General features: G+C 66.7%; 10 protein-coding genes. 6 read left to right on the top strand and 4 right to left on the bottom strand.

From position 1 onward, the window contains the following. Window positions 1-40 precede the first annotated feature (40 nt). Together HMPREF1137_RS06770 and HMPREF1137_RS06765 are read right to left on the bottom strand one after the other, a co-directional pair. Window positions 41-1372, bottom strand: a complete 1332-nt coding sequence (locus tag HMPREF1137_RS06770) for a dicarboxylate/amino acid:cation symporter (RefSeq protein WP_007590275.1) — start codon at window positions 1370-1372, stop codon at window positions 41-43. Between the two features lie 167 nt (window positions 1373-1539). Next, complete coding sequence (locus HMPREF1137_RS06765; RefSeq protein WP_034497225.1) at window positions 1540-1830, bottom strand: hypothetical protein; 291 nt, start codon at window positions 1828-1830, stop codon at window positions 1540-1542. Window positions 1831-2015: 185 nt separating this feature from the next. Between HMPREF1137_RS06765 and pta the strand changes: the two genes are divergently transcribed. The 3 genes from pta (at window position 2016) to HMPREF1137_RS06750 (ending at window position 5636) form a co-directional block, all read left to right on the top strand. Continuing rightward, complete coding sequence (gene pta / locus HMPREF1137_RS06760) at window positions 2016-3494, top strand: phosphate acetyltransferase (RefSeq protein ID WP_007590278.1); 1479 nt, start codon at window positions 2016-2018, stop codon at window positions 3492-3494. Between the two features lie 98 nt (window positions 3495-3592). Next, window positions 3593-4792, top strand: a complete 1200-nt coding sequence (locus tag HMPREF1137_RS06755; RefSeq protein WP_007590306.1) for an acetate/propionate family kinase — start codon at window positions 3593-3595, stop codon at window positions 4790-4792. Between the two features lie 88 nt (window positions 4793-4880). Continuing rightward, a complete protein-coding gene (locus HMPREF1137_RS06750) occupies window positions 4881-5636 on the top strand; it encodes an NAD-dependent protein deacylase (protein WP_007590276.1) in 756 nt (251 codons plus the stop codon). A gap of 482 nt (window positions 5637-6118) precedes the next feature. On the opposite strand, the gene HMPREF1137_RS06745 is transcribed toward HMPREF1137_RS06750, so the two are convergent. Both HMPREF1137_RS06745 and HMPREF1137_RS06740 read right to left on the bottom strand, forming a co-directional pair. After that, window positions 6119-7024 (bottom strand): NAD(+)/NADH kinase, encoded by a 906-nt coding sequence (locus HMPREF1137_RS06745; RefSeq protein WP_007590271.1) that lies wholly within the window; start codon window positions 7022-7024, stop codon window positions 6119-6121. Window positions 7025-7026: 2 nt separating this feature from the next. Further along, window positions 7027-8037: an SPFH domain-containing protein gene (locus HMPREF1137_RS06740; protein WP_007590277.1), complete on the bottom strand. Its 1011-nt coding sequence runs from the start codon at window positions 8035-8037 to the stop codon at window positions 7027-7029. A gap of 104 nt (window positions 8038-8141) precedes the next feature. Between HMPREF1137_RS06740 and HMPREF1137_RS06735 the strand changes: the two genes are divergently transcribed. From HMPREF1137_RS06735 to HMPREF1137_RS06725, 3 genes are all read left to right on the top strand, one after another. Beyond that, window positions 8142-8897: an NUDIX hydrolase gene (locus tag HMPREF1137_RS06735; protein ID WP_007590285.1), complete on the top strand. Its 756-nt coding sequence runs from the start codon at window positions 8142-8144 to the stop codon at window positions 8895-8897. A gap of 20 nt (window positions 8898-8917) precedes the next feature. Continuing rightward, entirely contained in the window at window positions 8918-10999 is a 2082-nt protein-coding gene (locus HMPREF1137_RS06730) for an NAD(+) synthase (RefSeq protein WP_007590299.1), read from the top strand. A 248-nt stretch (window positions 11000-11247) separates the two neighbouring features. Beyond that, on the top strand, window positions 11248-11604 hold the full coding sequence (locus tag HMPREF1137_RS06725; protein WP_007590282.1) for a hypothetical protein: 357 nt from the start codon (window positions 11248-11250) through the stop codon (window positions 11602-11604). Window position 11605: the final 1 nt, after the last annotated feature.

Genomic DNA, 11605 nt, shown 5'->3' with positions numbered 1-11605 from the left:
CGCCACAATGGCGGGCGCGCGCTCACGCAGTTACTGGAGACTAGGCGACAGTTTCGCTGCTATTGCGGGCGGCGGACTCGGCCAGCTCCTCGGGGCTGACAACGCCCTCGACGGAGACGCGGTCCAGGTAGGCCATGCCGTCAAACGCCAGCTCGCGAGCGTTCTCCGGGTCGCCCTCGTTGCCGATCGAGCCGTGGGCCATGCGGTCCACGATGAGCGCGATCGCGCCGTCGCCCGTCACGTTCGTGGCGGTACCGAAGGAGTCCAGGGCGATGTAGGTGGCGATCATGAGCGCGACCTGGGCGTCGTTGAAGCCCAGCATGGAGCTCAGCAGACCCGTGGCCGCCATGATGGCGCCGCCGGGAACGCCGGGGGCGGCAACCATCGTGATGCCGAGCATGAAGATGAAGCCCACCCACTGCAGGGACGAGACAGTCAGGCCTTGGGTCAGGACGATGGCGAACGCGAAGGCGAAGATCTTCGAGGTCGAGCCAGCCAGGTGGATCGTCGCACACAGCGGAATCGTGAAGGAAGCAACCGCGTCGGACACTCCATTCTTCTTCGTCTGACGCAGCGTCACCGGGATGGTAGCCGCAGAGGAAGAGGTGCCCAGAGCCGTCAGGTAGGCCGGCATCATGGTGAGCAGGGCCTTGATGGGGTTACGACGCGCGACGACGCCAGCGAAGCAGAACTGGGTCAGCAGGATGACGACCTCGAGGAGGATCACGACAACAACAACGCGCAGCAGCGTGCGGATAACCGAGGCCGCCTCACCCGTGTAGGTCAGGTTCAGGAAGATGCCAAAGATGTGCAGCGGCAGCAGCGGGATGATGATCGTCTCAATAAGGCGCGTGATGATGGCGCGGAACTCGATGAAGCCCTTGCGCAGCACGCCGCGCGGAACCATCGACAGGCCCAGGCCTACGACGAAGGACAGGAGCAGCGCCGTCATGACCTGCAGCGGCGCGGGCATCTCGATCGTGAAGTAGGACTCCAGGGCGCTACCCGGCTCAGCCACATCGCCCAGCTGTGTCGAGGCGAGGATGCGCGGGAAGAGCGTGGCGCACACCAGGTAGGTGAGGAAGCCCGAGAACAGCGTCGACGCGTAGGCAATTGCCGTCGTGATACCCAGCCACTTGCCCGCGCCTCGGCCCAGGTCCGCAATAGCGGGGGTCACGAGGCCGATGATGATCAGCGGGATCGAGAAGGACAGGAACTGGCTGAAGATCGCCGAGAAGGTCGCAAAGATACGGCCAATCTCGACGGGAACCAGGTGGTCGCCGCCAATACGGACGGATCCGAGGACGGTCGCGAGGATGATCGCAGCGATCACCCACACGAGGATTCCGGATTTACGCAGGAACTCGCGCATGTGTTTCACCTTGATAATAGGGATGATGGGTCACGCATAGCATGCCCGAACTTTACGAATACTTGAAGCGGTGGCCATGATTCGGGATAGATGCGGCAAAAATCACGTGATAAATAAAGCGCGGTAGCGAGGACGTTATCCCCGTTCAACGGCCATTTTCCGGGGATTTAACGCACCGCAAGCGTCGACACGTACGGGGCAAACCACCAAATTATCGCGGCGAGGATCACGTACACCGCAACATCCATGAGGCGAGCACGCGACGCGAACCAGGGGCGTCCCGGCGTCCACAGGCGCAGCGCCGCCATGCCGACGAGCACAGCAACCATCAACATGACCGCTCGGTGGCGATGATCGGTCACAGCCAGCGCAATCACACCGAGAACACCACCCGCGCTGAGGGCGCCGCCGAGCCAGCCGCCCAGCCGGGCGCGCACGGTCCTCTCCTCAATATTCACGCCCCTACCCTATCGCACGAGCACGCGCGACCATACGATCGTACGCGCCCACACCACCACCCCAGCCCCATCCTCGTCCATACAAAGGAACGCAAACGAATAGGAATAAGAGGCATGCGGGTTTAATATTGGTCCAAAGGTCCCTGAGACCCGCAACATATTTCTCGCACCAAAGGAGCATTCGAGTGTCCCGCTTTATTGTCGTCGCCCCCGGTTCGTCGGAGGCAGCCACCCTCGCTACTGACGAGCTGGCCCGCGTTCTCGGCGTCGCCACCGTCGACGCCCTGGCTGGCACGACGGCCACCGACGCCGCCCTCCGTCCCGCCTCCGCTCTGCCCGCCGCGGTCGAAGCCGTCCGCGCCGTCGGCGACGACGCGCTCATCGCCCCCGCCCGTGAGGCCTCGAACCGTGCCTTCGACCACGTGGCCTGGAACCTGAACCTCGCCGCCTCCACCCGCGCCGGCGTGATCCTCGCCTTCGACGCCGAGGGTGCCAGCGCCGAGCTCCTCGCCGAAGAGATCGCCGCCGCCCGCCTGCGCGCCAAGGCCGCTGCCGCCTCCGTCGTCGCCGTCGTCCTGACCGGTGGTGCCCCCGCGCTCGAGGCCGACGTCCCCGTCCTGACCCTGCCGCTGGGCGAGGAGGCCGCCGCCACCCTGCGCGGTACCGCTGCCCCCACCGCGGTCACCCCCCTGGCCTTCCAGGCGGACCTCATCGAGCGCGCCCGCGCCGACCGCAAGCGCATCGTCCTGCCTGAGCCCGACGACGACCGCGTCCTGCAGGCCGCCGCCCAGGTTCTCGCCGCCGGCATCGCCGACATCACCTTCGTGGGCGACGCCGACTACGTCGCCAAGCGCGCCGGCGAGCTCGGCCTCGACCTGAGCGCCGCCCAGGTCGTCTCCGTGAACGACCCCGCCTACCTCGAGCGCTACGCCGAGGAGTTCGCGCGCCTGCGCGCCAAGAAGGGCGTCACCCTCGAGCAGGCCCGCGAGAAGGTCACCGACGTGTCCTACTTCGGCACCATGATGGTCCACATGGGCGACGCCGACGGCATGGTCTCGGGCGCTGCCCACACGACCGCGCACACGATCGTTCCCTCCTTCCAGATCATCAAGACCGCTCCCGGCGTCTCCGTCGTCTCCTCCATCTTCCTCATGGCGATGAAGGACCGCGTGTGGGCCTTCGGCGACTGCGCCGTCAACCCCAACCCCACCGCCGAGCAGCTGGCCGACATCGCTGTGACCTCCGCGCGCACCGCCGCCCAGTTCGGCGTCACCCCGCGCGTCGCCATGCTCTCCTACTCCACCGGCACCTCCGGCTCCGGCCCCGACGTTGACGTCGTCGTCGAGGCCACCCGCCTCGCCCACGAGAAGGCCCCCGAGCTGGCCATCGAAGGCCCCATCCAGTTCGACGCAGCCGTCGACGAAGCCGTCGCCTCCAAGAAGCTGCCCGGCTCCGACGTCGCCGGCAAGGCCACCGTCTTCGTCTTCCCCTCGCTGGAAGCCGGAAACATCGGCTACAAGGCGGTCCAGCGCTCCTCCGGCGCCGTCGCCGTCGGCCCCGTTCTGCAGGGCCTCAACAAGCCTGTCAACGACCTGTCGCGCGGCGCCCTCGTCGAAGACATCGTCAACACCGTCGCCCTGACCGCCGTCCAGGCCCAGGGCTGAACGGGACCGAGGTCCCGGGGTCCGGTTACCATTAAACGTAAACGGGCCCCGGCCTCGTACTTTTTCTTTCCTATCCCCACAACTCGAAAGGCGAACGCGTGTCCTCGTCCTCCGTTCTCGTCATTAACTCCGGCTCCTCCTCCATTAAGTACCAGCTCGTCGACCCCGAAACCGGCGACGCCATCGCCAAAGGCATCGTCGAGCGCATCGGCGACACCACCGGCCTCATCAAGCATGAGCACGGCGACGCCGTCACCAAGGAAGAGCTCCCGGTTCCCGACCACACCGTCGGCATGCGTGAGGTCCTGCGCCTCTTCGACACGGAGGGCCCGTCCCTGGCCGAGGCCAACATCCTCGCCGTCGGCCACCGCGTCGTTCAGGGCGGCCGTTACTTCGACGGCCCGGCCCTCATCACCGACGAGGTCCGCAACCTGATCGAAGAGCTGTGCCCGCTGGCTCCTCTGCACAACCCCGCCCACCTCAAGGGCATCGACGTGGCGCGCGAGCTCATGCCCGACATCCCCCACGTCGCCGTCTTCGACACCGCGTTCTTCCAGCAGCTGCCCGACAAGGCCGCCCTGTACGCCCTCGAGACCGAGACCGCCGAGAAGTACTCGGTGCGCCGCTACGGCGCCCACGGCACCTCCCACCAGTTCGTCTCCCAGGAAATCTCGAAGATGCTGGGCCGCGACGACCTCAAGCAGATCGTCCTGCACCTGGGCAACGGCGCGTCCGCTTCCGCCGTCAAGAACGGCAAGCCGATCGACACCTCCATGGGCCTGACCCCCCTCGAGGGCCTCATGATGGGCACCCGCACCGGCGACATCGACCCCGCGGTCGTGTTCCACCTACAGCGCGTCGCCGGCATGACCGTCGACGAGGTCGACACCCTCTTCAACAAGAAGTCCGGCATGAAGGGCATGACCGGCGAGTCCGACATGCGCTCCGTGTGGGAGGTCATCAACAACACCTCCGACCCCGAGGCTTCCCGGCGCGCCCGTACCGCCATGGACGTGTACATCAACCGCCTGCTGAAGTACGTGGGTTCCTACGCCGCTGAGCTGGGCGGCCTGGACGTCATCACCTTCACCGCCGGCATCGGCGAGAACGACGACGACGTGCGCCGCGAGCTGGCCGAGGCCCTCGCCCCCTTCGGCGTCAAGATCGACGTCGAGGCCAACAAGGGCCGCGTCAAGGAACCGCGCATCGTGTCCGCTCCCGACTCGGCCGTCACCCTCGTCGTCTACCCGACCAACGAGGAGCTGGCGATCGCCCGCCAGGCGCTGACCTTCGCCTGATTCTCAGGTTTGTTCGAGGCCGGGGTTCCCACGTGGGGCCCCGGCCTCGGGCGTATCCTGAGAGAGTAGCGCGAGCGAGGAGGGCCTCATGAACGACGATGTTTCTACCCTGGCGGAATGGATCGCCACGTCACCGTCGACCGTGTTTTTCGGCGGCGCGGGCGTGTCTACCGAGTCGGGGATCCCCGATTTTCGCGGGGCAAACGGCTTCTACTTTCAGGAGCGCGAGATTCCCCTGGAGACGGTGCTGAGCATCGACTTCTTTGAGCGGCATCCGCAGGCCTACTGGGAGTGGTTCCACGAGATCTACCGTCCCGTAGAACCCAACGGCGCGCACAGGGCACTGGCGTCTCTGGAGGCCGCGGGGCGCCTGGACGCGGTCATCACGCAGAATATCGACGGCCTGCACCAGCGGGCCGGGTCGCGCACCGTCTGGGAGCTGCACGGCAACTGGGAGCGGCTTGTGTGCACGAGCTGCGGGGCGGTCGCTGCGTTGGCCGATGCCGTCACGGTTGACGGGGATCCCGTGCCCGCGTGTCCCTCGTGCGCCTCGCAGATGCGCCCGGACATCGTCATGTACGGGGAGGGCCTCGACCAGGGCGTCATCGAGGCCGCCGTGTCCGCCATTGCGCGAGCGTCCGTGCTGATCGTCGCGGGCACATCCCTCGTGGTCTACCCGGCGGCGGGCCTCATCGACTACTTCTCCGGGGACCACCTGGTGCTCATGAACGCCACCCCGACCTCGGCGGATGCGCACGCTGATCTGATCGTCCGCGAGCCGGTGGGCGCGACCCTCGACCGCGTCATGGACCAGCTACGCGTGCGGGGTGTCCTTCCCGCGTAGGGCTTGCGGCACGCGGGCGTTCACTCACGGGACCCAACGCCCAGGTGCCCCTGCCCTGCGCACATCCGGATAGGTTGTGCGCATATGGATAGGTTATGCACATCCGGATAGCTTATTTTCCTATCCACATCTTCATAACCTATCCGGATGTTCGTAACCTATCCGCGTATGCGCGCCTTGCGCCACCCCGCTGCCCTGCGCGATGTCATCAACCCCATCGGCACGCTCTCAGACATCCCCCGACACAGTGAACGAGGTGTGCGCGCGAGTAGCACGTAGTCTCAGCGCGATCATGCATACCCCAACTGTTTCGACGAGAAACAGAGATGACTTTGGGCGGCCCCCTGTTCTGCAGCAGCACACAAGTACGAGAACTGAATAGGAAACATTGTTCTGGATAGGAAGAACTCTTCTGGATAGCTTAGTAACCTATCCAGAACTCCATAACCTATCCAGAAAACGCCGCACGCACGCCCACAGGATCACCCCTCCCCCAGGCCGGCGGGGTCGACGAGGGACAGGGCACGCGGGGCGCGCGAAATCCGCACACTTTGGCCCCACGTCAGGGTCAGGCGGTCGGACTCCATGCCATCGCCGAACAGGACGAGGGATTCGGAAGCAACGACGAGGCCGAGGTCTTCGCCCTCGTCCAGGATCCCCTCGGTGTATTCGACACCGGTGAAGGGCGAGGGCCATGCCTCGCGCACGAACCACGCGAGCGAGCGCGAGGTCGGCGCGGGCAGGTCCCCCATGCGGCGGCCACGCTTGAGGGATGCTCCCCACCCGGTCGCCCCGGTCCCGGTGGAGACAACAACGCCCGAGGAGGACTGCCGCTCGACGGTGGCCCCCAGGGCCAGCTCGTAGCGGGCGCTCTGGTGGCTCGGGTGCCCAACAAATACCTCGTTGAGGGCGGTGAGCGTGCGCGAGTCGTCGGCGGTCGCTCGCACCATCGTCAGCTGATCCACTCGCAGGTCGGTGCCCGCCTCGATGCGCCCGAGGGCCGCGACCCCCTGGTCGGGAGTGCATCGGACAAGGACGCCGGCGTTCGACTGAGGGACGGAGTTGACGCCGACCACGGTCTGGTCGCCCGCATACTTGGCGACGTTGGCGACCAGACCGTCAGGTCCCACGACGACGATGACGTCCTCGGGGGCGAAGAGGAAGCGCGACAGGGAGTCGCGCTCCACGTCGGCGCTCGCCCACCCGTCCGGGATACCCGCACGCACGCGAGCCAGGGCTGCCACGTGAGACTCGTGCGCACGCTCGACGGACTCGAGGGTGCGCCCGCGGCTACGCAGGACGAATTCGACCTGGCCGCGCGTGGAGTAGCGGTCCATGAGCTCGTCAAACTCGGTGGGGCGTCGGACGACGACGGCGCGGCGGCGCATGACTACTGTCCCGCCTTTGCGGAGCCGGTGAAGGCTGCCACGAGATCACTGAGCACGTCGGCGGTGATGGTGATGTTCCCGAAGGAGGGCATGTTCTTCGCCATTTCCTTGAGTGCGAGGGCACGCGCCACTTCGGGCCCGGCCTCAGCGAGCGCCTGGATGTATGCGGCGTCGTTCGCGATCCTGGCGCGCCCCGCAGTGTTCCAGTCTGCCTCGTATGCCTTGCCTTTTTCGACGATGCGGCGAACTTCCGCTTCCACCTCGATCGCGTCTGCCGCAGCCTTCTCTTCGGCCTCACGCCGGGCGTTGTGGCCCTCCTGATCGACCAGGTCAGCGCGTTTACGGGCCAGGTCGAGCTTGGACTGCATCTCGTTTTCGGAGATCTGAGATTCACGCTCGACGGCGAGGGCACGGCGCTCGTAGAGGGCGCGGTCGGCCTCGGCCTGAAGCTGCTCGAGGAGCGGGGCGCGCAGGGAGGACTCGACCCCCTCGTCCGGGCGCAGGCTCAGCAGGCGCGCATCGACGACGGCAACGCCGGTGGTGCGCAGCTGATGATCATCCGCGAAGGCTTGGGCCAGCACGCTTCCGACCCGTTCGAGGGATCCGGAAATGGCGTCGGTCAGCGTCATCTCGCCAATTGCCGAGGCCAGGGCGGAGAACGCGATGCGGGTGACGGTCTCGTCGATCTGCCACAGTCCCTGAGCGTCGGCTCCCGCTTCACGCGGGTACAGGCCGAAGTCGTAGTGCGCGGCGGCGGCTTCTGCATCCTCGATGTGGTAGGTGATGGCAACCTGCGCGTTGATGTTCTGCTGATCCGCGGTGGTCGCCTGCACGAGGAAGCTGTGGGCGCGGTTGGCTGTGGGGACCTCCGCGAGCGCGCAGCGGCCGGCTCGCAGCCAGAAGGACTGGCCGACTCCGGATCGGATCGTGCGTCCGGATCGGATCTGGACGACGTGATCGCCGGCGCCTCCCTGGTAGCGGATGAGGAAGGGGTGGTGGTGAAGCGTTCCCATGATGACTCCTTGGTTGGGTGGCGAACCACTTGTTTATGTCAGGATGACGATAAACCCTCATCGCATTTACTGTCAACTCGACACAAATAGGCTAGGCTTGCACCATGACCTCACCCCTGACCATTCCCGTCGCGGTCGACATCGTCGCCCTGACGGTCATCGACCACACGCTCCACGCCCTCGTCGTGCGGCGCGGAATCGAGCCTTTCAAGGACCACCTGGCACTCCCCGGCGGCTTCCTGCGCGAGGGCGAACAGACCGAGGAGGCAGCAGCACGCGAGCTTGAGGAGGAAACCGGCATTACGCCCCCAGGACATCTCGAACAGCTGCGTTCCTACGGACCGGAAGGCCGCGACCCGCGCGGGCCAATTCTCTCCGTCGCCTACCTCCTCCTCGCCCCCTCGTTCTCACCAACCGAAGCGGGAGGTGACGCCGCGGGCACCCTGTGGCATCCCGTCGACGCGCTCCTTGCACCCTCCTCGCCCCTCGCCTTCGACCACGCACAGATCCTCGCGGACGGCGTGGAGCGCGCTCGTTCCAAGATCGAATACTCACCCCTAGCCACATCCTTCTGCGGCCCCGAGTTCACGATCACACAGCTGCGCACCACATACGAAGCCATCTGGGGATCGGCGCTCGACCCGCGCAATTTTCATCGCAAAGCAACAAAAACCGCATCTTTCATCGAGCCAACGGGAGGCACGGTGCGCGAGGGTGCCGGGCGCCCGGCCGCCCTCTACCGCCTCGTCCCAGGCGTCGACGCTACAGCCTTCGTCCTCGACCCACCCCTGCGCCGCCCACCCGTCCCAGCCCCGGCCTCGTCAATGAAGAGCGCGAGCACGCCGAGTGCGACAGAATAGCCCAGTACCAAAGGAGAACCATGAACTTCCATTCCCTCTACGATCAGGGTTTTGCGCGCGTTGCCGCCGTGACCCTGCCCGTGCACCCCGCTCGCCCATTCGAGAATGCGCGCGAGATCATCGACGCAGCCCGCGAGCTCGATACGCGCGGCGTCGCGATGGGCGTTTTCCCCGAACTGTGCGTCTCCGGCTACGCCATCGACGACCTTTTCCTGCAGGATGTGCTGCTCGATAACGTCGAAAAGGCCCTCGCCAACATCGTCGAGGCCAGCGCCGACCTGCTGCCCCTCCTCGTCGTGGGCGCGCCCCTGCGCAAGGACAACGCCCTGTACAACTGCGCCGTCGCCATCCACCGCGGCCGCGTGCTGGCGATCGTCCCCAAATCCCACCTGCCCAACTACCGCGAGTTCTACGAGAAGCGCCACTTCGTCACCATGCCCCCGCGCGCCTGCGAGCGCATCGAAGTGCCGTGGGGCGGCGTCGAGGAATTCAGTGGCGGCCCCGTGTGGGTTCCCTTCGGCCAGGTCCTCCTGTCCGCCGACGACGTGCCCGGTCTGACGGTCGGCATCGAAGTCTGCGAGGACATGTGGGTGCCCGTCACCCCGTCGACGGAGCTGGCGCTCGCGGGTGCGACCGTCCTGGCGAACCTATCCGCCTCCCCTATTACGGTCGGGCGCGGCGCGGACCGCGAGCTCATGGTGCGCTCAATCTCCTCGCGCTGTTGCGCGGCCTACGTGTACACGGCCGCCGGCATCGGCGAGTCCAGCACGGACCTCGCCTGGGACGGCGAAACCATGATTTACGAGGCCGGGGAACGCCTCGCGATCGGCGAACGCTTCCAGGAGGGCACCCACATCACGATCGCCGACGTGGACCTGGAGCGCCTGCGCACCGAGCGCAAGCGCCAGAACTCGTTCACGGACAACGCACAGCGCTACTTCGCGGGCGACGAGCGCATGGCCCCACAGGAGGTCGAGTTCACGCTCGACCCGCCGCGCACCGACCTGGGCCTGGAGCGAGCAGTCAACCGCTTCCCCTTCGTCCCCAACGATCCCACGCGCCTGGAGCAGGACTGCTACGAGGCCTACAACATTCAGGTGGCCGGCCTGGTCCAGCGCCTACGCGCGATCGGCAACCCGAAGATCGTCATCGGCGTCTCTGGCGGCCTGGATTCGACGCACGCGCTGGTCGTCGCCGCACACGCGATGGACCTGCTGGGCCGTCCGCGCACGGACATCCTGTGCTACACGCTGCCCGGTTTCGCCACGTCCGAGCGCACGAAGAAGAACGCGACCCTGCTGTGCCAGTACCTGGGCACCTCCTTCAAGGAGATCGACATCCGTCCGGCGGCCGCGCAGATGCTGGCCGACATCGGCCACCCCTACGGCGAGGGCGAAGCCACCTACGACGTGACCTTCGAGAACGTCCAGGCGGGCCTGCGCACCGATTACCTGTTCCGCCTGGCCAACCACCTGGGCGGCATCGTGCTGGGCACGGGCGACCTGTCCGAGCTGGCGCTGGGCTGGTGCACGTACGGCGTGGGCGACCAGATGAGCCACTACGCGGTCAACACGGGCGTGCCGAAGACCCTCATGCAGCACCTGATCCGCTGGGTCGTGGCCTCCAAGCAGTTCGACGACCGCGTCGGCGAGGTCCTCCTGTCGATCCTCCACACCGAGATCTCCCCCGAGCTCGTTCCCGCCAAGCCGGGCGAGAAGATGCAGTCCACGCAGGACAAGATCGGCCCCTACAACCTGCAGGACTTCACGCTCTACCACGTACTGCGTCGCGGCGCGCGCCCCTCGAAGATCGCGTTCCTGGCGGAGAAGGCCTGGTCGGACGCCTCGGTCGGCTCCTGGCCGGTCGGCTTCCCCGAGGAGGACAAGGTCGCGTACTCGCTCGAGGAGATCGTCAAGTGGGAGCGCCTGTTCCTCTGGCGTTTCTTCAGCCAGCAGTTCAAGCGCAGCGCCCTGCCCAACGGCCCGAAGGTCATGGCCGGCGGCTCCCTGTCCCCGCGCGGGGATTGGCGCATGCCCTCCGACGTGTCGGGGGCGGATTGGGTCGCCGAACTCGACGAGGCCGTGAAGGGCCTGGTCGACTGACCTGACACACGCTCGGCAAGCCGAGCTGTTTCCTGAGGGGCGGTGCTCATGCGAGCACCGCCCCTCGGCTTACTCGCGGTGATCACTTCCGGGCGTCATCAGCCCATACACCCCTGCACCTTGCCCTCGAAACTATGCAGGTTTTGACACCGCCTCTGCCTTCGCGGTGACGAGGCCCGGGCCGGGTAGAATGGGCGCGCGGCCCTCCGTGAAACGGCCGTGAAACGCTTATTTTTCGAGGGGTTCCCGTGCACGTCGGACTAATCGCCGCCTTCCTGATTCTCGCCGTCGCTCTCATCGCGGGTGGCCTCTACCTGTTCGCGTCGGGCCTGACCGCGCGCGCCGGCGTGTGCCGCCCTCCCCTGGGGCTGCGCCTGGCCAGCATCGAGCCCGGCACCGAAGCCTGGGAGCGCGCCCACCGCGCCGCCTGGCCCATCCTCTTCGGCGGCGGCGTCCTGGGCACCGCCCACGGCATCGCCCTGGCCGCCACCACCCTCATGGACGCGCGCATCTCCGTGCCCATCGTCTTCGTCGTCTCTGGGCTCATCGTCGAGGCCGGCCTCTGGCTGGTCGCTCGCGGCGCCGGAACGGCGTCGCTGAGGTAAC

The organism is Actinomyces sp. ICM39 (assembly GCF_000282935.1).
Classification (GTDB): Bacteria; Actinomycetota; Actinomycetes; order Actinomycetales; family Actinomycetaceae; genus Pauljensenia; species Pauljensenia odontolytica_B.
Note: the sequence above shows the minus strand (reverse complement) of the source record. Positions and strands in the feature narration are given on the sequence as shown.

What these genes read in the sequence shown, in the direction of transcription:
- HMPREF1137_RS06770 (WP_007590275.1), bottom strand. Translation starts at nt 1,372, where the DNA reads ATGCGCGAGTTCCTGCGTAAATCCGGAATCCTCGTGTGGGTGATCGCT.
- HMPREF1137_RS06750 (WP_007590276.1), top strand. Translation starts at nt 4,881, where the DNA reads ATGAACGACGATGTTTCTACCCTGGCGGAATGGATCGCCACGTCACCG.
- HMPREF1137_RS06745 (WP_007590271.1), bottom strand. Translation starts at nt 7,024, where the DNA reads ATGCGCCGCCGCGCCGTCGTCGTCCGACGCCCCACCGAGTTTGACGAG.
- HMPREF1137_RS06740 (WP_007590277.1), bottom strand. Translation starts at nt 8,037, where the DNA reads ATGGGAACGCTTCACCACCACCCCTTCCTCATCCGCTACCAGGGAGGC.
- HMPREF1137_RS06735 (WP_007590285.1), top strand. Translation starts at nt 8,142, where the DNA reads ATGACCTCACCCCTGACCATTCCCGTCGCGGTCGACATCGTCGCCCTG.
- HMPREF1137_RS06730 (WP_007590299.1), top strand. Translation starts at nt 8,918, where the DNA reads ATGAACTTCCATTCCCTCTACGATCAGGGTTTTGCGCGCGTTGCCGCC.